Raw genomic sequence first — 22072 nt, 5'->3', positions numbered from 1 at the left:
AGGGAGCGTAAATGATGAATAGTGCATTAAGACAGACTAAAATGAGTCCACTGGAAATTTCAGCACGTATAGATTTTCCTGTACGGCAGTTAGATCTGGAGTTTACAGATAATATCGCCGAATTCTGGTATTCACATAATGCTTTGCTTACTGGATTTATGGCCGCTTTATCCAGCGCTTTTCCTGATGGAGAACGGCAGTTTATTCATAGTGTTCGTCTCTATCAGGCACAGATTCAGGATTCTCAATTATTAAAACAGGTTCGAGCATTTATTGGACAAGAAGCTCATCATGGTAAGGAACATGACCAACTTAATGATTTAATGCGACGTCGAGGTTATCCAGTTGATCGGATCTATAAGCGTTTCAAGAAAATGAATCGGATGATGCAAGCGCGATTGTCACCGGCCCATCAACTGGCTTCGACTGTATGTATGGAACATTTGACAGCGATTCTGTCAGACTATTTTATTAGTAAAAAACCAGAAAATTTAAATCATTTTGATCCTCATTTACGCAAAATCTGGGCTTGGCATGCCATTGAAGAAACTGAACATAAGGCAGTCGCTTTTGATGTTTATCAATCCTTGGTCAATCGTCCGTATTTTTTAAGACTCATCATGTTGGAAACGACATTTTTCTTTGTGGTGATTACTTCAAGAGGCACCTATGAAATGTTGAAGCACACCGGACAACAGCGCAATATTGGTAGCTGGTTGTATGGACTTAACTATTTATTAGGTCCTAAAGGGGTAGTGAGTCAAATCAGTCGTGATTATCTGGATTTTTTTGCATTGAGTTTTCATCCGTGGCAACACGACAACCGTGTAATGGCTGAACAATTAAAACAAAAATATGCAATTCATTAATGCATAAAATTTAAACAGGAATGAATAATGAATACACGAATTGCAAAACAAGCCCCGTCAGCACTTCAGCAATCTTTACGTTTACCCTGTGGTGTGGAAATACCAAATCGTATTGCTAAAGCTGCCATGAGTGAGCAACTGGCTGATCGTTATGGTTCCCCTACAACTGATTTACAGCAACTTTACGCAGCATGGGCCACAGGTGGAACAGGGTTACTAATCACAGGTAATGTGATGATTGATCATGGTGCATTTGTAGAACCAAGAAACGTGGTGCTGGAAGATGAAAAGTTTTTACAGGCGAATCAGCTTTGGGCACATGCTGCACACGTTAATGATAGTAAGATCATTATGCAGATTAATCATCCTGGTCGTGTTGCAGTGTTGCCGCTATTTAAAAAGCCAATCGCTCCGTCAGCGGTTGGGCTGGACTTACCTGCGCTGAATATTGTACGCATTCCAAGAGCAATGACCGAAGTTGAAATTTATGAGCAGATTCAGCGTTTTGCTACAACAGCAGCATTGGCAGTCAAGGCGGGATTTGATGGCGTACAGGTACATGCTGCACATGGATATTTACTGTCTCAGTTTTTGTCACCCTTATCTAATATCCGTAATGATCAATGGGGGGGCAATGCACAAAATCGACGACGGATGTTGATTGAAACAGTTAAAGCAGTTCGTAAAGCAATAGGGGCGAACAAGATATTGAGTGTAAAACTGAATTCGGCTGATTTTCAGAAAGGCGGATTAACTCAAGCAGAATCTGTTGAGATCGCGCTGGCATTAGAAAAAGAGGGAATTGATCTTCTTGAAATCTCGGGGGGAAATTACGAATCACCCGCACAATTAGGGTATATGCCTGGGCGTCAGACACAACGTGATGCCTATTTTCTTGATTATGCGAGGGCATTGCGTACACAGAGTAAACTACCATTGATGCTTACAGGCGGGCTCAGAAATGTGGCATTGATGAATCAGATTATTGCGGATGGAACAGTGGATCTAGTTGGTTTGGCCCGACCTTTTGCTATGCAACCAGATATTGCTACACAACTTTTGGCAGGGCAATCGGTTAAGGCGTCTCAAAAAGTTCCTACTATTGGCTTTAAACCAGTTGATGCATACTTGCAATTAGCATGGCATGCAGCGCAGTTCCGTCGTATTAGTCAGGGTCAACGCCCTAAAGCAATAAAGGGCCTAATCAAAACTTTATGTGCTTTTGGTCCCCGAATGGGGCTGAATATTCTGACGCAGAATTAATCTGGTTTTACTTGAAAAATTAAAGAGCCAATGAAAATTTAACAAATATAAAACTGATGTACATATTAAGTTGGATAATTATTGGCACTCACTTTCTTATTTTAACCTAGATATTAAGACCAAAAAATATTATTTAAAATATATCAATAATATGCAATTTTGAAATGGGAATCTTGTTTATCATTTCAAATACATTTATAGCTTGTCTCAAGCTAAAAGCATTTCTTTCGGATTTAAAGTAAATTTGAGCTTAACTTCAATCAATTAATTAAAATGCCTCACCGTAAAAGCTCAACATTTTTTATCATTAATACTTATCGCTAAATATATTTATTTACGCCGCGATTATTCATTCCAACTTTTTGTTTTATTTGAGTTTGATCTGCATCGTATAGATGATTTAAAAAAATGGGAAGCGTTTTTGTATCTAGGATCGAAGGGGAAAATGTTTGAAAATTCATGCTTTTGAAAAACTTATTGATCTCTGAGTTACGTTGTACATATTTCATAGACCAATCTTTAAAATTAGTTTCTTCGATCTCTAAAATTTCAAATGAAACAATTTCACAATGCCGCTCATCTCTACGAATATTAGAAAAAAGTTGTTCGACAATTTCTTTTTCACCTTGTAAGCATTGAAAAAAGGAGCCATCAGCATAGTAGAGCACACCACAAATATCATGACGACTATTAAAATCTCGAGCTATGGTCAAAATATCATTAAGATCCTGTAAAAGATCATCTGATTCTGGATTACGAGTACTCGCATAACATAACTGGATTTTCATGATTGCACACTCCTTAAATAAAAAATGTCACATTTCAACTAAAGATGAGCAATAGAAATTGAATAAAATTTATATCTTATTAATAAACAAAGATTAAATTTAGAGGAGGGGTGACATAAGACATACTATCCTTTTTTTAAGAAATTAGCTAATTCTTGTAATTCAAATTAATTTTAAAAAATAGTTATGTGTTAAACGGGTTTAGTTAAATTCTTTTAAATACAAAAACTTAAATTTTTGGTGCAAAAGACTAGATTCTATTTTTATTTTTTTTATCAAAGCATACAATTTTTTATGTCTATGAAAAATATTAGAAACATATTATAGGTAGGTTAAAAAATAAACATTTGTAATCTTTGGATTACAGGGGATGTAATAGGCTTTGACGAAGAAATAAACATCTTGAATAGTATGGATGACCGTTGTAATGAATTCGATAAGCTAAATGGATCCTTCATGAGTACTTTAATTTTTTTATTTTTAAAATATTCACCACTTTAAATTTTTTATGATCATAAAAAATCGTTTCATGAACTTTAACTTGATTCAGTTTTTCCCATAATTCAAAAGGGAAAAACTCAGAACTTTCTGCAAAGACCCAAAGCCATTGATATGTATTCATAAGCGTTTGTGTATTGAAAGATACATCCTGCACTCTAACAATTTTATGTCGATTCTTATGTTCATCTTGAAGAATAATTTGATGATTCTCCATAATGTGTAAATCACTTGCTGTTTCTTTCAATTTATATTAACAAATTCACACAACTAAAAGTGGATACTTTGTATAAGTATGGTTCTTTAATTTTTGATTAAAACTTACAATAATACTAATTATAAGTGATAAATATTAATGATATAAATCTAGTTTTAAAAAATACTGAGATCCAAAATGACTTTAGTAAGCATGATGTATGCGAGTAAAACCAATAAAGATCATAACTCTATTAAACAAGATCTAATGAATATTCTTACAGAGTCCATAAAGTTTAATTCTTTAAATGATATTACAGGAGTGCTTTATTACGGTCATGGATATTTCTTACAATATATAGAAGGCAAGAAAACAAATATTGATCAATTATTTTACAATACAATCGTAAAGGATCAGAGACATACTCATTGTGAAATTCTTTATTATGCTGAACTTGAAAAGCCTATGTTTGAAAAATGGAGCATGAAATTTGCTCCACTTAACCAAAAAATTAAAGATTTTTTTCATGAAAATCATATTGATGAATTTAATCCCTATTTACTTACCACACATTCAATTGGTCCCTTTATTCAAATCCTTAGCGATGAGCCTGCTTATGATGTACATAAATTTTCGAATAATAAATAATTTGGACCAAAGTTAGAATATGTTACAAGGATAAGGTTTCAGAAGTTCCTAATTGTTGCTTTTCTCCTGAAATTGCAGCTTTCGTTAACTTATATAAAGTGGCAATAGCGCCAGCACTTTCCCAGTATTGGGCACCATGCGCATCTATACGCACTAATTGTACATCTGGATCATCCTTTCCATTTTCAAAAAAAGCGTCATAAGCAGGTGACCATAACTCATCTAAAATAGTTTGATCATTCACCAGTGTTCCAGTCCCATGAATAGAAATGTATTGATGGGAAGAGGTGGTATAAGCAAGATTCACTTGTGGATGTGTTTCAAGATTTTGGCATAATTCAGATCTTTTTGAACCAATGAACCAAATTTCTCCATTAAATTCACGATTTTGTGTGGTCATAGGAACAGCATGTAAATGTCCTTCAGCATTGGTGAAGGTTACGATCACAGTTCTTTCATTCTTAATCAGATCGTTAATGGTTTGGTAGTCTGTCGTCATTTTTAGTCTCTTCGAAATTAGGTACGTTTCAAGCATGCCCGCTTTGTAAGGATTTTAAAAAGAATAGTCATGTTTCAAATGTTTACTTTTTATTAAGAAACTGGGTAGATCATGTAAGAATGGTTTTATGATGTATATAAATGAGTTCCTAAATTAGCTTAAAAATTTGAATTATGCGTGAGAAAATAAACGTAGATAGCGGTTTTTTTTAAATTATAAAATTTTTAATAGGATGAAAATTAACAATAAATAGTCTTTGGGATTTAAAAAAATTATATTTGACCCTGTGTGTAACTAAATATGAAAATGTATTGTTAGAATCAATTTAGGTAAGCTCTGAGTCAATTGTATAGATGTTTAGGTAACTTAGCTTTATTTTTGATCATTTTTAATTCAATCTAAATAAAAGTATTAGTATAAAGATGGTTATATGAACATAAATATTGGGAGTGAAAATAGCACTTTTTTTTCTTATGAGTTTAAAGAAAGATTAAATGATATTCATCACGAGAATAAGAAAGTTGTTTTGTTTTTAGATATTGATGGTACTTTGGCTGAATTTAAGAATGATCCTTCGGAGTGTTATATTCCAGAAGATACACTCAATTTAATTAGAAATATTCAAAAACATATTGTGGTTGCTGCTATAACAGGTCGCGATCTATTTTCAGCAAAAAAACTATTTAAACAGATTAATTTGCCGATTGCTGCATTACATGGTTTAGTTATTTACCTTAATGATGAAAAGAAATTTATTAAACATTCAGATGGTGAATTATTTCAACGCATAAATACATTTTTAAATCAGCAGGTTAAAGCTTATCCTGAGTTAAATATCGAAAATAAACAACATGCTATAGCCTTGCATTATAGGAAATGTCCACAGCTTAAACAGACAGCATGGGACATTATGCGGCACCTTCAAGAGCATTTTAATCAGCTTAAACTGATTACAGGTAAATATGTCTATGAATTGGTTTGGAAGGATATAGATAAAGGGCAAGCAATTGCAGAAATATCTGCTTTATTAAAATTGGAGAATCACCTACTCATATTTATTGGCGATGATCGAACGGATGAAGATGGCTTTCAATATATTAATAGCGTAAATGGTATAAGTATAAAAGTGGGTATGGGCGCAACAAAAGCTACTTATACATTAAAGGATATAGCACAAGTTACTCTCTTTTTAAAAAACCTTTCACATTCTCTTTCTCACTCATTAAACGACCACGGTATAAAAGAATTCGGAGAAGAACATGTCTAGACTTATTATATTATCGAATCGCGTCAGTTTACCTCAAACAGGAAAATGTGTAGCAGGCGGGCTAGCTGTTGCTATGCAAGATGCATTGAGCAAAGTTGGGGGAGTTTGGGTTGGCTGGAATGGGGAAAAGATTGAAAATCAAGTCAATCAACATTTTGATATTTTGTACAAATCAAAAATCACATATATGACTTGCCCTTTGACACAGAAACAATATCAAGATTATTACTGTGGCTTTTCAAATAACACTTTATGGCCCATGATGCATGATCGTGATGATCTTATAGAATATGATCATTCAGAATATGAAACTTATCAGCAGGTGAATCGCTTGTTTGCCAAAAAAATAAGTGAGTTTGCTGAACCGGATGACTTAATTTGGGTACAAGATTATCATTTTCTTAGTGTAGCCCGTCATTGCCGTGAATTAGGTATGCCAAACAAAATTGGTTTCTTTTTACATATTCCCTTTGCTTCAATGAAGTTATGGAAAAAACTACCTGTAGCCCAAGCACTGCTTGAGGACTTATGTCACTACAATCTGCTTGGTTTACAGACCGAACAAGATCAGAAAACCTGCATTCAAACGTGTGCGCAATTGCTTAAAGCACAGAAAATTCAAACCCATCTTTTAAGCTTAAATCAAAATCTAGTATCAATTCAGCATTATCCAATAGGCGTGGATGTTAAAGGGATTCAAAGGTCAGTAAAAGATGGGCTAGACGTGGAATTACCAGAAATGCGGTCAAAAGATTCGTCAATGAAAACTATTATTGGAGTTGATCGTATAGATTATTCTAAGGGTTTATTTGAACGTTTTAACGCATTTGCCAGTTTTTTGGAACAGCATCCTGAAACCCATGAAAAGATACAACACGTACAGATCGCTTGTCCTTGCCGTTTGGACGTTGCAACCTATAAGCGTCTGTTTGAGCGATTTAAGTTAAAAATGGATTTGATTAATAATGAGTTCAAGCAAAATAAATGGTATCCAATTGTTTGTAGTTATGAATCTAAACCGCATCATGAGCTTATGCAACTTTATCGTCAGGCAGATATTTGTTGGATTAGTTCATTGAAAGATGGCATGAACCTAGTCGCAAAAGAATATATTGCTGCTCAAGATCCGCAAAATCCAGGTGTTCTGATTTTATCAAAATTTGCGGGTGCGGCAGAGCAAATGGCTGATGCGTTGGTGGTTGATCCGACTGATCGAAAAGCGATGCTAAGTGCTTTGGAAACCGCCTTGAATATGTCATTGATGGAGCGTAAATATCGTTATCAGCGATTGATTCATCAATTAACGAATTATGATATTAACGATTGGTGCACTGACTTTCTGAGCGATCTAGAATGCTCGCAATATGCCCAGAGTTTTGTATACGAAAATACATTAGAGGCGGTTTCATTTTATCCAAAAGCTTCATTCAGAATTTAAAACCATTTGAATGCGAGTAGACTCCTCAATGAAGATATGTTAACGCTTCATAAAAAAGCCTTTATCCATTGAAGATAAAGGCTTTATTTGAAAAAATGAGGAAGGAAAAACGTTTAATCTTGTGTTTTAAGCTGGCTAAAATGATTAAGAGCCAGTATAGATCCAACTAAAACTGCAAGACCAGTAAAGACCAGTTGTAGACCTGTATATTCACCAATAATCCCAATTAAAGCAGGACCAGTTAATGAACCTGTATACGCGATTGTTGATACACAGGATAAAGCAGCGGCTTTTTGCATGTGATTTTGACGTCCTACTCTAGAGAACATAATTGGAACAATATTGGCCGATCCCAAACCAAGTAAGGCATAACCGATCAATACAAATATCCATTGGGGAGCAAGTACAATGCTCATTAGTCCTATAAACGCACAAATTACACTGTATTGAATCAGCTTTTGCTCACCGAGAATTTTAAGAGCCTTTTGTCCAACTAAACGGCCTGAGGTCATCGCAATAGCAAAAAAAGTATATCCTAGGCCCGCATACGCTGCATTCATTCCAAAATGACTGGTTAGATAAATCCCACTCCAGTCCATTGCTGCGCCTTCGGATAAAAAGCTAATAAAGCAAATCATCCCGATTAAAAGTATAAGTAAACTTGGACGTTTTTTTTCTATATCACTGGTTGAAACGTCACAGCCTGTTTCTTTTGTAATTGTATTTTTTGGCATAGTCGATAGGGCATAAGGTACAGTAAATACACTCATAACTATAAGAATCAGACTGATCATGAAAATACTGACCACGGCTGACACGCCCAATGTCAGCAGTACAGTCATGCTCATGACTCCAAGTAAGCCACCCAAACTACACATGCCGTGAAAGCTTGACATCATCGGTCTGTCCGAACTTTTCTCGACAAAAACCGCTTGAAAATTTACAGTGACGCCTAAACTACCTGCAGCTGTACCAAACAAGAATAAAATCACGGCCATACTTAGGGCAGTGCTGCCCAGTGCCAGTGCAGGCAGTAATAGTAGCAGCATGAGAAGGGCTATACTAATAAGAACTTTGCAACCCAGACGATAAATCAATAAACCTGTAGTTGGCATAGCCAGAATAGCGCCCAGACCTGAACATAAGAGCAATAAACCAAAATCAGCATGGTTGAGATGCAAGCGCTGTTGTGCAAATGGAATGAGAGGTGCCCAAGCTGCGGTAGCGAAACCCAGTGAGAAAAAAGCAAGCCGTGTTGAAAGACGTTGAGCTGCGAGTTGAATTTGAGCATCAGCGCGTGCTGCTCTGGAAAAAAAGATCATGCTAAAGCCGCCAATCTAAGACCCGATATTATCCATTCCAGATAAGCCGTCCATGTAAAAACCCTTGCAAAAGTTATAGAAAAGTTCTATCACTAAGCAAGGGTTTATTTGGCGAAATTATACACAGGTTTAGATAAATAGCATTACTTTTATAAAAATAAATTCACTTAAAAATCAGCGTATTATAATTTATTTTTTAAGTGGCTGAAAATCTTTGAAAAATAGTTTTAAGCAAACTTTATTGTAAAGTTCCAGATTTTAAATATAGGATTATCCAACTGCATAAATAAAGGGCAGATGCTTTAATATTTTAACTAAAAAATAAATATAAGTGATTATAATAATTACAAATTATATATACATCACATGCCTGTTTTATGTTCAAAATAACGAAATAATAAATATTAGTTTTGGGACATAATGACATTACAACAGGTTCTATCCAACTTTGAACAAAAGCTGGCTACACATAATCAAAAGCTCGAATTAAATTCTGTATTGCATGAGTTAGCCGTTTTTACGCCTGACATTCCACTTCCTGGCAGCGGACAAACCTATAAGCGTTGGCAAATATTGGCTCAGATTGCTGCGACGCATCTGGGACTAGCCAAATGTTTTGAGTCTCATCTGGATGCGATAAGTATTTTAAGGGAGTTAAATCATGCCTTACTTCCTAAAGGACTTGGGGCTGTTTGGGCTGCGGAAGGACCGGATTGTACCTTGTATTATGAACAGGGCTATTGTTATGGTCGAAAAGCATGGTGTTCTGCTGCTAAAGATGTAGATTATGCAGTTATGACTTATCGTGATCAGGACAATCAATCACAGTTAGTCCTGAGTAAAATGAGAGAAAGTGGTGTCCAGATTGACCTAACGGGATGGCATGCCACAGGAATGCAGAGTACTCAGACCGCAAAAGTAGAATTTCAGCAAGTGCCTGCTGAACTTGTTGGAAAAGCAGGTGACTATATAAATAGGGCAGGTTTCTGGCATGGTGCGGCAGGTATAGCAGCGTGTTGGTATGGAGCAGCCACACGCTTAGCTGATATTTTACTTGCAGCCACGAAAATTCGTACTTCTTCTTTTCAATCTTATTACCTAGGGCAAATTTCTACTCAGCTTATGACTACACACTCACTTTTTCAGAAGATTGCCGATCAGATTGACAATGATCCTGAACGAAGTCATGAGTTTATGATTCGGATACTTCGGGCAAAGGTAGAGGAAACAGCACAAACTATTTTGACGTTGACAGGGCAAGCATTAGGGGCACGTCCTTTTTGTGAAAATCCTGTATTTTCACATCTTGCTGCTGATCTTCCTGTTTTCTTGAGACAGAGTCATGCTGCTTTTGATTTTGAAAAAATAGCAGAACTGACGCGGAAGGAGCAGCAGTTATGGCATTTATAAAAGATCACCATCAGCCTGAACGTCTCATTTACGGAGCTGGAACTTCTATAAAGGAATGGCAGCAATGGGAAGAGTTAAATCAATTGCCCGTTTGCGAGGTGGCGAAAACTTTTCCTGCCCAGCAGCGTGTCTTGATTATTGCACCTCATCCAGATGATGAAATTTTAGGTTGTGCTGGATTGATCCAGAAATTGGCCAAACTAAAACGGAAAGTGGTTTTGGTTGCCATTACTAATGGAACCATGAGCCATCCAAATTCATCTTACTATACTTCAGAAAAGCTTAACCAAATTAGGCCAGAGGAATCATTACAGGCACTTAACGTTCTTGATCTGCAAATCCAGATTGAGCGAATTGCACTTAATATCATGGATGGACAAATCAGTAACAAAACTGAGCTATTGTATCAAGCGCTGGAAAATATAACTCGATCTGACGATATTTTGATTAGCACTTATGAAAAGGATGGACATCCTGATCATGAAGCGGCAGGACAAGTCGTTAAATATTTTGCACAGCACCATGAATTATCCTGCTATCGGGTATTTATCTGGACATGGCACTGGGCCAAACCTAATCATCCTTCGCTTAATTTGGAGCAATGCTTCAAGGTTGAACTTGATTTATCTGAAGTAGATAAAAAAAGACAGGCCATTGCTTGCTTCCAGAGTCAGTGTGTCGCTGACCCCAGTACACATCAAGCACCCATACTTTCAACGTTTACCATTGAACGGATACTCCAACCTTATGAGGTGTATTGTTATGGCTAAACATTTGGAATATTTCAATCAGTTGTATGAACAAAATGATGATCCTTGGTCATATGCTGATCGTTGGTATGAGCATCGTAAGCGGGCAATTTGTTTATCTTTACTTTTGCATGATCAGTATAAAAAGGGGCTAGAATTGGGATGTTCTAACGGTATTTTTAGTCAACAGTTGGCTGAGCGCTGCCAACATCTAGTGTGCATAGACGCAAATGAACGTGCTGTGTATCTGGCGCAACAACGGCTAAGTTCTGCTGCTCATGTAAAAATTCTGCAAAAACAGTTACCCGATAACTTTCCAGAAGATCATTATGATTTGATCATGATCAGTGAAATTGGATACTATTTAACCCGAAATGAACTACTAAAACTCATTGATCTGTGTCAAAGAAACTTAACAGATAATGGGATGATTTTATTGTGCCATTGGCGTTATCCCATTGAAGGATTTGAATTGAATGGTGAGACAGTCCATTCACTTTTTAAACAGGAAATGAAACTAGCTCATTATCTTCGTCTGAACGACAAAGATTTTTTGATTGATGTATGGACCAAACACAATAACAGTCTGGCAGATCAGGAAGGGCTTATATGAATATTGGTGTTGTGATTCCTGCATTTAATGAAGAGGATTATCTGGAAAAGTGTCTGGCTGCACTTAACGATGCCCAAAAAAGCTGTATGGCTCAAAATATTCAGATCCAGATCTTGGTTGTGCTAGATAGCTGCTCTGACAAATCTATTGAGATTGTGCAGGCACGCAAAATTGATTATTTAGAATGTAACTTTAGATGTGTTGGTAAAGCCCGAGATTTAGGAGTGCGTCATTTTATAGCTCAGGGCGTTGGTTGGGTCGCTTGCACGGATGCAGACAGTGAAGTGACTCACGACTGGTTTATTCAGCAGTGTTTGCATCAGCCCACAGACGCCATTTGTGGAATAGTGGAAATCAATAATTGGCATACGCTTTCTGAACAGGTTAAACGCGACTATTTATTGCATTATCAGGATAAAATGCATCATCGTCATATTCACGGTGCAAATTTATGTTTTAGTACCGAAGCGTATCTTTTAGCAGGCGGTTTTGATCATCTTGAATGCCATGAAGATGTTGGATTGGTTGAAAAAATGCAGTCATTGGGGCTGAAAATTTCATGGAGTAATAAACTCAGAGTGGTCACTAGTGCGCGTTTAGTGGGAAAAGCGCCACAAGGATTTTCATATTTCTTATTAAACTTATGTTAAAAATATTGATTAGATTCTTGCCAAAACCCAGTCTATAAAACGCTTTTTATCATCATAATCGGGTGCATCATGAATTGAGACAATAATCGGAAAACCAAAATTTCCAATAATTCTATGGGGCATTTCAAATTCAAATTCAGTATCACTGTCTTCATGAATTTCTCTAAAAAAGGCAATAATTTTTTCGAATTGAGCTTTTTTAGAAAAATTTGGTCTTTCTTTTATAAAATCATAAATTTGATTTAAAACCTCATCAGTATTTCTATTTCTAAACATCCTATATCTCCCGTTATAATGCTTTTATCTTGTTTAAATGGATTTAAAAAAAGTGTGAATCACCGCAATCATTATTTTAATTAATTAAGATGACAAAAAAATAAGATATATCTTACAGCCATTGTAGGAAAAATCTGACATTTGTATAAAAAACAAACAGAATGAGCATTAAAAAATAACTAATTAGAATTAGACATTAACTAGCCAAGAGGTAAATCTTAATGAATGGGTTAATTAACCCATTTTTTCCCCATAAAAAGCAAAAAAGTAGTCAAACTGTATCGAATCTAATCGGACAAATAGACCAATAAAAAATCCTTTAAGTATTGAACTTAAAGGATTTTTTATATTTCATCGGATGACTCCGAATCGAATTTTGGTGGAGGTGGCGGGAGTTGAACCCGCGTCCGCCAGCACTACACTCGAGAATACTACATGCTTAGATATCGTCTATTGTTTTAACACTAAGTGACCCGACGAACAGGGTACAAAGTGCGATCCTCTAAGTTTGGTATAAAGCCCCGAGGCTTGACTTTATACGGACTTGTGTGCGTGCGCTTCAGTCGGGTTCCCAGACCACAAGTATTCTAGGAAGCGGACAAGCTGCCCTTAGGCAGCTAGAGCGTAAGTTTCGTCGTTTGCGACTATTAAAATGCAAATTTTATTTACGAGAGAAAATGCGCTCTCGGCATGCATCTATGAGCTTCATCACCAGCGTCGAAGCCAATAACACCCCCAGATGAGTCATACATCATAACACAGACACCAAAAATTGCTATGCAATTTATAACCAACTAGATTCTGCTGATGTATTTAACTTTATAATTGAGCTAATATTTTATTTTTCAAGTACACCTATAAAAAATATGAGCTATTTACTTGCACTCGATCAGGGAACAACTTCTAGTCGCGCGATTATTTTTGATGAACAAGGACGTGTTCATGCAACAGCTCAGCGCGAAACGAAAATAAGAACGCCCCATTCTGGTTGGGTTGAGCAAGATGCTGATGAAATCTGGTCAAGTCAGATTTCAGTGGTGCAACAAGCTTTAGCTTCTGCACATGTTTTGGCAAAGGATATTAAAGCGCTGGGATTAACCAATCAGCGTGAAACTACAGTTGTGTGGGATAAACGTACAGGTAAGGCTCTTGCACCCGCAATTATCTGGCAGGATCGGCGTGCGACAGAATGGTGTAATGAGCTGATTCAACAGGAGTTACAGGATAAAGTTCATTATAAAACAGGACTACGAATCGATCCTTACTTTAGTGCAGGAAAATTAGTCTGGTTGCTTGGGCATGTTGACGGTTTGAGAAGTTTGGCAGAGCGCGGGCATGTTGCTTTTGGAACGATTGATAGTTGGCTAATCTGGAATCTGACTCAAGGAGCAGAGCATGTTATTGAAGTCAGTAATGCTTCGAGGACAATGCTGATGAACCTTCAAACACAACAGTGGGATGAAGAATTACTCGAATTATTTCAGATTCCCCTTTCAGTATTGCCCAAAATTATTTCATCCGATGCTTATATTGCCGATACCGCTCAAGGTTTGCTGGGCAGTACCATACCCATTACAGGAATTTTGGGAGATCAGCAGGCGGCATTGTTCGGACAATCCTGTTTTGAAACTGGGACAGCAAAAAATACGTATGGGACAGGTTGCTTTATGCTGTTTAATACAGGGGAAGAATTGCAATTTAGCCAAAACCAATTGCTTACTACACTTGCGTGGCAATGTCAGAATCAAACTCGCTATGCACTTGAAGGTAGCGTATTTATGGCAGGTGCAATTGTGCAATGGTTACGCGATGGTTTAGGGATTATCCAGAGTAGTGTACAGGTTGAACAATTAGCAAATCAGGTTAAAAGTAGTGAAGGGGTCGTCTTGGTGCCTGCCTTCACAGGACTGGGTGCACCGCATTGGGACAGCGAAGCTCGTGCTTTATTGTGTGGAATGTCGCGCGGAACCAATAAAGCACATATTGCACGAGCAGCTTTGGAATCAATTGCTTTTCAGGTTTCTGATGTGCTGTGTGCCATGCAATCGGACTTATCTAAACCCTTAAAAGAATTACGAGTTGATGGGGGAGCTAGTCGGAATGATATGTTGATGCAATTTCAGGCGGACATTTTAAATGTGCCTGTATTACGACCTAAAATGTTGGAGTCGACTGCATGGGGGGCAGCTGCAATGGCAGGTCTTAAATCTGGTGTATTTTCAAATCTGGATGAAATTTCCCAATCATGGCAGCTTGATCGGGCTTTTGAACCTCAAATGAGTGAAGATGAACGTTCTCATCATTTGGAGCTTTGGCGACGCGCTTTGAAACGTGCCAAATCAGATTTGTATTAACTCTAATGATTTTAATGCTAAACCTAATGATAAAGTCAGGCGGTTATTCGATTAAACCGCCTGTTTTGAATCTGAAAAAAGGTTGAATTATTCAGCGACTTCCACCGTCAAACCATAAGTATAAATATCACTGGCAGGTTTTTTGGTAGCATCTGGATTTGCTTCTGGATATGAGGTTGTAATGAGGTAAATTCCTGTTTTTTCAAACTTAATATCAGCTTCGCCTTTACTATTGGTTGTTACATGGGGTTGTTCACGTTGTGCATTTAAATCATAACTGTCTGCACCTTTAAAGACATCAATCTCAAGATTTGGAACGGGTTTACCATTAAATAAAACTTGAGCTTTTAATGCTTCTCCAGAATAAAGTTCACCTGGATGAGTGAGTAATTTTACTTCAAAACCTTTATTAGTGACTGCTGGAATTGGAGAGGGCTTCCCTTTTGTGACAAAGCTTTCAGCCATCAGGTGATTGGTTACTTCAATAACTTGGGCATTTTTTGGTAATTGATCTTCACTCACAAAACGTGGAGGTTGATTGGCATTGGTTTGGGCTGGACGCTGTTCATTTTTTGCAGCTTCAGCAGGTTTATTCGCTTGATTTGGGTTTTGCATTGGCATGCGGTTGGCACGAACACGTAACCATCGACCATCAACTAACGCATATTTGCTTGGGTTGCCTGTAGCATTTTGAGTACGAATACGATAAGTACCTTCTTCATTTAAATCAAATTCTGCAACATTAAACTTTTTTAAGGCAGTTGCGGCATCAATATTTTTTTGTTGACCCGCAGGTGTGCTAATGACATAACTTGTCTTGAAATTAAAACTGGGTACAAAGAATTTTTCTAGCGTAATTGAACTCTGAAAGCTCACTGAATTTGCCGAAGATGTATCAAATACATCGGGTAAGATATAAGGACTCGCGGTATGAGCAGAGGCTAAAACCGGTAATGCAGACGTTAATATCAACGCTTTAATCCATGAAGTACGCATATAAAAAATCTCTCAGAAAAATATCGTAACGCAATAAAACATTTTCCTAACAATTTACTTGATAATAAATATCATTTTCAATATTATTTTTGCAGAAAATTCTGGAGAATGAGCATGTCTAATCCTGCTTTGAAAAATGTTCTTAAACAATCCTCATCCGTATTTCGTTTAAAACCTATTGTAATTGCACTTTCGCTCATTTCTCCACTGACCGCAATGGATGCATTTGCCGCGTTATCTCCTTCGTCAAATTTGCCCACTGAATTAAATCAAGCCAACCATCGTTTTCACCAAGATCATGTTTTGGGAACCTCACTGGATGTGGTCATGACGGGGGCAAATGCACAACAAGCAGAAAAAGCATTTCATGCCGTTCAACAGGAAATTGCCCGTCTGGATCAGATACTTTCTACTTGGAACACCAAAAGCGAGATCAGTGCATTAAATCGCAACAAAGAGGCTCAAGTTTCTCCTGAACTGTTTGACGTGATTGCAGCGTGTGAAAGTTGGCGTAGTAAAAGCTGTGGTGCATTTGATGCACGTCTAGGTCAGCTAATTGGTTTCTGGGAAAAAAATAATAATGTGCATCAACTTGATGAAAGTACACGTCAACACGTTCTTCAACAAATACAGCAACAGCCTATTCATCTAGATGCGCAGCAAAAAACAGTCCAACTGGATAAAACGGTGACTATTGCACCCGATGCTTATGCCAAAGGATATATTATCGATCGTGCTTTGATAGCAGCACGTCAGGCTGTACCTTCATTACAAGGTCTGATGATTGATATCGGAGGCGATTTACGTGTTTGGGGTGAAGCTCCTCAAAAATCAGGTTGGAAAGTTGGGATTCAAAGTGCACAGGCAAAATTCGATAATGCCTTACCTGAACAGGTTCTCAATCTTAATAATCAGGCGATTGCCTTTAGTGGCAAAGGTTATCGTGATTTGGCTGGTCAAAGTCATTTACTTGATCCAAAAACAGGGCTGCCTTTACAACATGTTGAACAATGCATAGTGGTCGGCCACTGTGCAGCAGATGCCGATGCTTTGGCGACAGCACTTGCCGCTATGTCGCCAGAAGAAGGAATGGCGCTAATCGAATCGCTGATTGGATATGAAGCTAAAATGACCCTGAGTAATGGTGATGGCTATCAAACGACAGGGTGGGGGCAAATGGTTGAAGCTCGTCCACAGGCAGAAATGCTCAAAGTTGCTGCTGGTGCATCATCTTCATGGCCTGCTGGTTATCAGGCGATTCTGGAGCTAGTGATCCCTAAAATTGCAGTTGAAAACTATCGTATTCCTTATGTTTCGGTCTGGATCACTGACAGTAATAAAAAGTTGGTGAAAACATTAGCAGTTTGGGGCAAGGATGAAAAATGGATCAACTCCAATTATGTCTGGTGGCGTCGTTATGGCCGTCAAATGCCAAATCTGGACGCTGTAGCCAAACCATCACGTCAACCAGGTCAATATAAGTTGGCGTGGGATGGTAAGGACGAAACAGGTAAGGCTGTAGCCGCAGGTCAATATATTGTGCATGTGGAAACCTCTCGTGAGCATGGTGAGCATTCATATCAAACATTTGATCTGGATGTTAAAGCCAAAGCTTCAAGTCAAACGCTTCCAGCACAAAAAGAAATTGGCGCATTAAAATTGAATTTCCAGAAAGTAAATTAATTGTTAAATCTTATAGACTGGGATTTTAGTCGTGTACCAACGTCGTGATTTTTACCGCCATGCACGTTATGTGCATGGTTGGCTGTCTGCTTTTGCATTTTTAGTTTTGATTTTTTTTGCCTTAACCGGTTTGTTTTTAAATAACCCGGACTGGTTTAAATCTTCAGCACAGGAAAAAACTCAGCAGATTACGATTCCTCCTGATGTCTTGACTAATGTCCAGCACCAGGAAAACCCAAGTATGGCTTTGTTGGATTATATTCGTCAAAAAGAAAGTATTGTGGGACGTTATCGCAGTAGTGAAGTGCTGGATGATGAATTCATGATTCGTTTGGAAAGTCCGGCAGGAACCACTGATATTTCGGTATTAATGGATACGGGTGATGCAGAAATTACCCAAAAATCAGCGACACTGGTCTCTGTGCTCAATGATTTGCATCGAGGTAAAAATGTAGGAACCCCATGGCATTGGCTGATTGATATTAGTGCAATTTTAATTTTGCTGCTCTCTGTGGCAGGTTATATTCTATTCTTAAGTATTAAAACACGTCTGATAGCTCACCTTTTATTAACTGCAGCGAGTCTAGCAGTTTTGATAGTTTTGATCTGGTTTGCAGTATGAGGACATACTTATGACCTCTGCGGTATTTTATATTCTCCTCGTATTGTCAGTTTTATTGTTTATCCATCTAGGTGTCATTGCAGTTTTATTATGGAATAAAAGCCGATCCTCTATTCATTTTATTAAGGATCAAGAGGGATATCTTGTTGTCTATGCGAGCCAGTCTGGTCATGTTGAGCATTATGCCAAACAGTTAGCGCACCAGTTACAACAGTCGGGCCAGCTCAATGCAGTGCTGGATATGCAATATTTGTCTCTTCCTAAACTAAGTGCTACAAAAAAAATATTATGGTGTGTCAGCACCTATGGCGAAGGCGACGCACCCGATAGCGCACGTGCGACAGCCAAAAAACTTTTTATGCAATCATTGGATTTATCTGCACAACACTATGCCGTTCTGGCGTTTGGGGATCGACGTTATGCACAGTTTTGTGCTTTTGGGCAGCGCTTAGATCAATGGCTTAAGGCCCAAAATGCGCAGTCGCTTTTTGATATGATAAGCGTAAATGCACAGAGCTCTGCCGATCTAGCAAAATGGGATACTCAACTTGAGCAAGTGACTCAAATCAAACTAAATGCCCAACCTGACTCTGAAGCATGGCAGCAATTTAAATTGCAACAACGAAAATGTCTAAATACAGGCAGTTCAGGTCAACCGATTTTTCAGTTGCAATTACGTTGTCTTGAAGAAATTCATTGGCAGTCTGGCGATATTCTTGAAGTACAATGCGGCAATGCTGACACAGAGATGGTCAAATTTTTAAAACTTCATGATATTGCAGGATATCCTGAAGTAAATCAGAAGTTACGTCATAAAAATTTAAGAAATGCGCCTTTACGTTTGGCAGATGAATCATTAGAAGCATGGCTAGTACGTTTTGATGTGTTGCCTACACGTGATTATTCAATTGCTAGTATTGCGCAGCAGGGTTATGTTGAATTGTTGGTTCGCCAGCAACAAACTGAACATGGCTTGGGTTTAGGGTCTGGTTGGCTGAGTGCTACGTTGACCCTTGGAGAGAGTATTTCGGCACAGATTCGTTCTAATCCATCTTTTCACCTCGATCAACAACAGCGACCCGTTGTTCTAATTGGTAATGGAACAGGAATTGCGGGATTGATGTCTCATCTACGTCAGCGTGAACAATGGCAATATTCACAGAACTGGTTAATTTTTGGTGAGCGGCAGCAACAGTATGATCATCTTTATTCAGAACAGCTACAACAATGGCAAATGCAGGGATTTTTAACTGATATTGATTATGCATTTTCGCGAGATCAACCTCAGAAAATCTATGTGCAAGATCGCCTCATGCAAAAAGCAGATCAACTCAGACAATGGATTGCAGAGGGTGCGGCAATTTATATTTGTGGTAGTCTCAATGGCATGGCACAAGACGTAGAACAAGTGTTAATACAAATTTTAGGGCAAGAAAAATTGGAACAACTTCGGCAGCATCATCGCTATCAACGTGATGTGTATTAAAATATTGCATAGTAGTAGTTTATATTACAGTTCAAGTTTTTTTATAAAAAGAAGTCGTTAGCGCAAGTAACAACTTCTTTAGTTGAATTTAAATTAGCCAAGTTTAAAATTTCTTTTCGATACTCAACAGGATATTCGGAATCGATTCATTGATTCGGGCTTGATAGAGGCTGCCATCAGATTGATTACGCAGATATTCTTTGTAATCTGTCCCTAAAATATTTTTTAAACTTAAGGTTGCACCCCAGTTATGACTAAAGTTTTTGGTGGTGCTGATATCCACTGTTACTCGACTGTTGGTGGTACGATCATAGGGCTGATTATCCAGTGCACGAGTGAATTTAGGGGTGTAGCTGACATTAATGCTATTGGAAAGTTTCCATGGTTTATAACTATAAGATAACCCTGAACTTGCCGTATACGGGGCAACGTCACTGGCTAAACGGTCATTGCCATCGGTATCTTTAATACTGACGTGAATGGTTGAAACCTGTCCTGTGACCATTAAACTATGTCCAGCTTCAGTTTCTTTTATTGCGTAACGGCCTGTTAGCTCAGCGCCATAGGCTGTGGCTTTATTCTGGTTAATGGGACGTTGTACATAACGAGAGCCTTCGAGTCGAATGACATTTTCAATATAATCTTTAATTTCACGATTAAATGCAGTTAGGTTAAAACCACCCGCAGCCGTGTTATAGCCTAGAGTGGATTCAATTGCTGTTATTTGTTCTGGTTTAAGATCAGGATTACCACCCCGATCTGGATTATTCAAACTGCCTGCATCACTATCCGTTGAAATAGTAACTGTTGGTGCTAGACGATTTGCGTTAGGTGCCTGAAATGCCTTGCTTAAATTTGTTTGTAACGACCAGTGGTCATCGAACTCATAACGATGAGCTAAGACGGGACTGGCATGTTGGTCACTATAGTCAACCAGCCCACTACGCTGAATCCATTCTTGTCTAACGCCTAGAGTGACGGTTTGCTGGTCGGTAAAACGCCAGCTTCCTTCACCATATAAAGCATAGCGCTCTTCATCTAATGTGCTAGCAACATTGCTTTCCAGTTCATTTTTGCGGGCTTCAAAGCCGAATTTGATCTGTTTATTAGGATCAAGTTTTCTGACCCCATCATAGCCAAGGGCATATTCATTGACGGTTTCATCTGTATAAATATCGCCCTGACGTGTACCCGTTAATTCTGTTTCATTCTGATGTTCAGCCGAAATGCGGATTTTATCTGAACCATCATCAGTTTTGCGTTCATAGCGGGTATTTAATCGAATGCTATCATTTTGATCTTTCTGAATTTGATCCTGACGAGTTCCATCGCTTTTGGTATTGCGATAAAACAAATCTGCAACCAATTTTTGTGTGTCATCAATGGTGTATTCCAGTCGTGGGGAAAACATCTGCATGCTGCGATCAGTGGTTCTTTGCTGTTGGCGCTCACCATTACTATCAATGGTTTTAGTTACTGAAGTAGTGTCTTGCCACATCTGATTGGCAGAAAGACTGTAACTCCATTGATTGTCTCGGCCATCGGTTTGTAGGCTGACTTGTTTGCGAATTTCTTCCTGAGGACTAGACTTAGCAATGCCATAACCTACGCGTACATTTCCATTGATGAGTGTATTAAGGGGTTCTTTTAAAATAATATTGATCACCGCAGAAGAAGCGACAGAAGCTTGCGCCACACTAGGTTGTTTTATTACCTCAATACGCTCAATCATATCGGTAGTGATCGTATCAATTACGGACATCCCACCACGAGGGCCACCCTGAACTGCCTCACCATTGATTAAAAAGGTCGGACCTGCACCGCCCCGAAAACGCATACCCGATGCTGGATTATTCCCACGTGGCCCTTGACCGGGAGCTGGCATTTGAAAACCCGCTGCACGACGTAGCGCATCACTTACAGACTGATCACCATATTGCAGCATTTCCTCTCGGGTAATAATTGTTTTTGGAATCGCGCTAATATCGTTATCTTTATTACTTTGTTCCGAAGCTGCTTTAAGCGTAATCGTTTTGAGAGTTTGGGTGGGTTGAGCAGCGGGTATTGGTTCGGATGTTGATGTTGAAGTCGTGGTTTGAGCTACTGAATGATCTGCATCTGTGCCCCATGAATGACTACAAATTGAGAGTAAAGCAAAACTAAGAGGTGAAATCTTCCAGAAAACATGAGGTTGTTTCATGATTCTTATTCCGTTATGAGTTAATTTTTGCGCAGAATAGCTGACAATTGTGGAGAAATTTTAAAGAACAGCAAGATTCCAGCGACAAATCAAAAATATATTTATCGCTGTATCTGTTGGCTGTAAAAAACATTTAAAGTGTAATAAAAATTAATATTTCCATAATCTTAACGGGTTATAGTAGTGCAGATTATGCTCCAAAATAATGCAAATAAAATAAGCTGGTTCTACTTTTTATGCCAATA

The 22072-nt window shown here is 38.1% G+C and carries 20 protein-coding genes and 1 other RNA gene; 13 read left to right on the top strand and 8 right to left on the bottom strand.

What is annotated here, in order from left to right:
• Nucleotides 1-11 precede the first annotated feature (11 nt).
• Both IAE19_RS09720 and IAE19_RS09715 read left to right on the top strand, forming a co-directional pair.
• On the top strand, nucleotides 12-869 hold the full coding sequence (locus tag IAE19_RS09720; protein ID WP_200460744.1) for a metal-dependent hydrolase: 858 nt from the start codon (nucleotides 12-14) through the stop codon (nucleotides 867-869).
• A gap of 27 nt (nucleotides 870-896) precedes the next feature.
• Entirely contained in the window at nucleotides 897-2132 is a 1236-nt protein-coding gene (locus IAE19_RS09715) for an NADH:flavin oxidoreductase/NADH oxidase family protein (RefSeq protein WP_200460743.1), read from the top strand.
• 320 nt (nucleotides 2133-2452) lie between these two features.
• Here IAE19_RS09715 and IAE19_RS09710 read toward each other — a convergent pair whose 3' ends face one another.
• Nucleotides 2453-2920, bottom strand: coding sequence for a BLUF domain-containing protein (locus tag IAE19_RS09710; protein WP_200460742.1), 468 nt, complete (start codon nucleotides 2918-2920; stop codon nucleotides 2453-2455).
• A 454-nt stretch (nucleotides 2921-3374) separates the two neighbouring features.
• Nucleotides 3375-3635, bottom strand: a complete 261-nt coding sequence (locus tag IAE19_RS09705; protein ID WP_200460798.1) for a hypothetical protein — start codon at nucleotides 3633-3635, stop codon at nucleotides 3375-3377.
• A 177-nt stretch (nucleotides 3636-3812) separates the two neighbouring features.
• Between IAE19_RS09705 and IAE19_RS09700 the strand changes: the two genes are divergently transcribed.
• On the top strand, nucleotides 3813-4262 hold the full coding sequence (locus IAE19_RS09700; RefSeq protein ID WP_200460741.1) for a BLUF domain-containing protein: 450 nt from the start codon (nucleotides 3813-3815) through the stop codon (nucleotides 4260-4262).
• A 22-nt stretch (nucleotides 4263-4284) separates the two neighbouring features.
• Here IAE19_RS09700 and IAE19_RS09695 read toward each other — a convergent pair whose 3' ends face one another.
• A complete protein-coding gene (locus tag IAE19_RS09695; RefSeq protein WP_200460740.1) occupies nucleotides 4285-4761 on the bottom strand; it encodes a pyridoxamine 5'-phosphate oxidase family protein in 477 nt (158 codons plus the stop codon).
• Between the two features lie 430 nt (nucleotides 4762-5191).
• On the opposite strand from IAE19_RS09695, the gene otsB reads away from it, so the two are divergent.
• Nucleotides 5192-6028 (top strand): trehalose-phosphatase, encoded by an 837-nt coding sequence (gene otsB / locus IAE19_RS09690; RefSeq protein WP_200460739.1) that lies wholly within the window; start codon nucleotides 5192-5194, stop codon nucleotides 6026-6028.
• Entirely contained in the window at nucleotides 6021-7466 is a 1446-nt protein-coding gene (locus IAE19_RS09685; RefSeq protein WP_200460738.1) for a trehalose-6-phosphate synthase, read from the top strand. Before otsB ends, IAE19_RS09685 begins: the two co-directional genes overlap by 8 nt.
• A 113-nt stretch (nucleotides 7467-7579) precedes the next feature.
• On the opposite strand, the gene IAE19_RS09680 is transcribed toward IAE19_RS09685, so the two are convergent.
• Nucleotides 7580-8788 carry an MFS transporter gene (locus tag IAE19_RS09680; RefSeq protein ID WP_200460737.1) on the bottom strand — a complete coding sequence of 403 codons (1209 nt, stop codon included), beginning with the start codon at nucleotides 8786-8788 and terminating at the stop codon, nucleotides 7580-7582.
• 420 nt (nucleotides 8789-9208) lie between these two features.
• Here IAE19_RS09680 and IAE19_RS09675 point away from each other — a divergent pair, with 420 nt between their 5' ends.
• The 4 genes from IAE19_RS09675 to IAE19_RS09660 are packed head-to-tail and all read left to right on the top strand — an operon-like array spanning nucleotide 9209 to nucleotide 12210.
• On the top strand, nucleotides 9209-10198 hold the full coding sequence (locus IAE19_RS09675) for an acyl-CoA dehydrogenase family protein (RefSeq protein ID WP_227612224.1): 990 nt from the start codon (nucleotides 9209-9211) through the stop codon (nucleotides 10196-10198).
• Nucleotides 10186-10968, top strand: a complete 783-nt coding sequence (locus IAE19_RS09670; RefSeq protein WP_200460736.1) for a PIG-L deacetylase family protein — start codon at nucleotides 10186-10188, stop codon at nucleotides 10966-10968. The genes IAE19_RS09675 and IAE19_RS09670 overlap by 13 nt, the downstream gene beginning before the upstream one ends.
• A complete protein-coding gene (locus tag IAE19_RS09665; protein ID WP_200460735.1) occupies nucleotides 10961-11560 on the top strand; it encodes a class I SAM-dependent methyltransferase in 600 nt (199 codons plus the stop codon). The genes IAE19_RS09670 and IAE19_RS09665 overlap by 8 nt, the downstream gene beginning before the upstream one ends.
• Nucleotides 11557-12210, top strand: a complete 654-nt coding sequence (locus IAE19_RS09660; RefSeq protein WP_200460734.1) for a glycosyltransferase — start codon at nucleotides 11557-11559, stop codon at nucleotides 12208-12210. The genes IAE19_RS09665 and IAE19_RS09660 overlap by 4 nt, the downstream gene beginning before the upstream one ends.
• A gap of 9 nt (nucleotides 12211-12219) precedes the next feature.
• Here IAE19_RS09660 and IAE19_RS09655 read toward each other — a convergent pair whose 3' ends face one another.
• Together IAE19_RS09655 and ssrA are read right to left on the bottom strand one after the other, a co-directional pair.
• Nucleotides 12220-12486, bottom strand: coding sequence for a hypothetical protein (locus tag IAE19_RS09655; RefSeq protein WP_200460733.1), 267 nt, complete (start codon nucleotides 12484-12486; stop codon nucleotides 12220-12222).
• A gap of 377 nt (nucleotides 12487-12863) precedes the next feature.
• Nucleotides 12864-13223: a transfer-messenger RNA gene (gene ssrA, locus IAE19_RS09650) on the bottom strand.
• 129 nt (nucleotides 13224-13352) lie between these two features.
• Here ssrA and glpK point away from each other — a divergent pair.
• Complete coding sequence (gene glpK, locus IAE19_RS09645) at nucleotides 13353-14840, top strand: glycerol kinase GlpK (protein WP_200460732.1); 1488 nt, start codon at nucleotides 13353-13355, stop codon at nucleotides 14838-14840.
• An 87-nt stretch (nucleotides 14841-14927) separates the two neighbouring features.
• On the opposite strand, the gene IAE19_RS09640 is transcribed toward glpK, so the two are convergent.
• Nucleotides 14928-15836 (bottom strand): DUF4198 domain-containing protein, encoded by a 909-nt coding sequence (locus IAE19_RS09640; RefSeq protein ID WP_200460731.1) that lies wholly within the window; start codon nucleotides 15834-15836, stop codon nucleotides 14928-14930.
• Nucleotides 15837-15950: 114 nt separating this feature from the next.
• Here IAE19_RS09640 and IAE19_RS09635 point away from each other — a divergent pair, with 114 nt between their 5' ends.
• Genes IAE19_RS09635 through IAE19_RS09625 form a run of 3 tightly spaced genes read left to right on the top strand, consistent with a single transcriptional unit; the run spans nucleotide 15951 to nucleotide 19627 of the window.
• A complete protein-coding gene (locus tag IAE19_RS09635; RefSeq protein ID WP_200460730.1) occupies nucleotides 15951-17519 on the top strand; it encodes a DUF2271 domain-containing protein in 1569 nt (522 codons plus the stop codon).
• Between the two features lie 31 nt (nucleotides 17520-17550).
• Nucleotides 17551-18141: a PepSY-associated TM helix domain-containing protein gene (locus IAE19_RS09630; protein ID WP_200460729.1), complete on the top strand. Its 591-nt coding sequence runs from the start codon at nucleotides 17551-17553 to the stop codon at nucleotides 18139-18141.
• A gap of 10 nt (nucleotides 18142-18151) precedes the next feature.
• The gene (locus IAE19_RS09625) at nucleotides 18152-19627 is read left to right on the top strand and encodes a sulfite reductase subunit alpha (protein ID WP_200460728.1); all 1476 of its coding nucleotides are present in this window, start codon (nucleotides 18152-18154) and stop codon (nucleotides 19625-19627) included.
• Nucleotides 19628-19730: 103 nt separating this feature from the next.
• Here the strand turns inward: IAE19_RS09625 and IAE19_RS09620 are convergent, their stop codons facing one another.
• A complete protein-coding gene (locus IAE19_RS09620) occupies nucleotides 19731-21827 on the bottom strand; it encodes a TonB-dependent receptor plug domain-containing protein (protein WP_200460727.1) in 2097 nt (698 codons plus the stop codon).
• Between the last annotated feature and the right edge of the window lie 245 nt (nucleotides 21828-22072).

Source organism: Acinetobacter sp. S40 (assembly GCF_016624705.1).
GTDB lineage: Bacteria > Pseudomonadota > Gammaproteobacteria > Pseudomonadales > Moraxellaceae > Acinetobacter.
The sequence above is the reverse complement of the archived record's forward strand: the minus strand, read 5'-3'. Positions and strand labels throughout refer to the sequence as shown.

Coding starts and splice junctions, on each gene's coding strand:
- IAE19_RS09720 (WP_200460744.1), top strand. CDS start 12: ATGATGAATAGTGCATTAAGACAGACTAAAATGAGTCCACTGGAAATT.
- IAE19_RS09715 (WP_200460743.1), top strand. CDS start 897: ATGAATACACGAATTGCAAAACAAGCCCCGTCAGCACTTCAGCAATCT.
- IAE19_RS09710 (WP_200460742.1), bottom strand. CDS start 2,920: ATGAAAATCCAGTTATGTTATGCGAGTACTCGTAATCCAGAATCAGAT.
- IAE19_RS09705 (WP_200460798.1), bottom strand. CDS start 3,635: ATGGAGAATCATCAAATTATTCTTCAAGATGAACATAAGAATCGACAT.
- IAE19_RS09700 (WP_200460741.1), top strand. CDS start 3,813: ATGACTTTAGTAAGCATGATGTATGCGAGTAAAACCAATAAAGATCAT.
- IAE19_RS09695 (WP_200460740.1), bottom strand. CDS start 4,761: ATGACGACAGACTACCAAACCATTAACGATCTGATTAAGAATGAAAGA.
- otsB (WP_200460739.1), top strand. CDS start 5,192: ATGAACATAAATATTGGGAGTGAAAATAGCACTTTTTTTTCTTATGAG.
- IAE19_RS09685 (WP_200460738.1), top strand. CDS start 6,021: ATGTCTAGACTTATTATATTATCGAATCGCGTCAGTTTACCTCAAACA.
- IAE19_RS09680 (WP_200460737.1), bottom strand. CDS start 8,788: ATGATCTTTTTTTCCAGAGCAGCACGCGCTGATGCTCAAATTCAACTC.
- IAE19_RS09675 (WP_227612224.1), top strand. CDS start 9,209: ATGACATTACAACAGGTTCTATCCAACTTTGAACAAAAGCTGGCTACA.
- IAE19_RS09670 (WP_200460736.1), top strand. CDS start 10,186: ATGGCATTTATAAAAGATCACCATCAGCCTGAACGTCTCATTTACGGA.
- IAE19_RS09665 (WP_200460735.1), top strand. CDS start 10,961: ATGGCTAAACATTTGGAATATTTCAATCAGTTGTATGAACAAAATGAT.
- IAE19_RS09660 (WP_200460734.1), top strand. CDS start 11,557: ATGAATATTGGTGTTGTGATTCCTGCATTTAATGAAGAGGATTATCTG.
- IAE19_RS09655 (WP_200460733.1), bottom strand. CDS start 12,486: ATGTTTAGAAATAGAAATACTGATGAGGTTTTAAATCAAATTTATGAT.
- glpK (WP_200460732.1), top strand. CDS start 13,353: ATGAGCTATTTACTTGCACTCGATCAGGGAACAACTTCTAGTCGCGCG.
- IAE19_RS09640 (WP_200460731.1), bottom strand. CDS start 15,836: ATGCGTACTTCATGGATTAAAGCGTTGATATTAACGTCTGCATTACCG.
- IAE19_RS09635 (WP_200460730.1), top strand. CDS start 15,951: ATGTCTAATCCTGCTTTGAAAAATGTTCTTAAACAATCCTCATCCGTA.
- IAE19_RS09625 (WP_200460728.1), top strand. CDS start 18,152: ATGACCTCTGCGGTATTTTATATTCTCCTCGTATTGTCAGTTTTATTG.
- IAE19_RS09620 (WP_200460727.1), bottom strand. CDS start 21,827: ATGAAACAACCTCATGTTTTCTGGAAGATTTCACCTCTTAGTTTTGCT.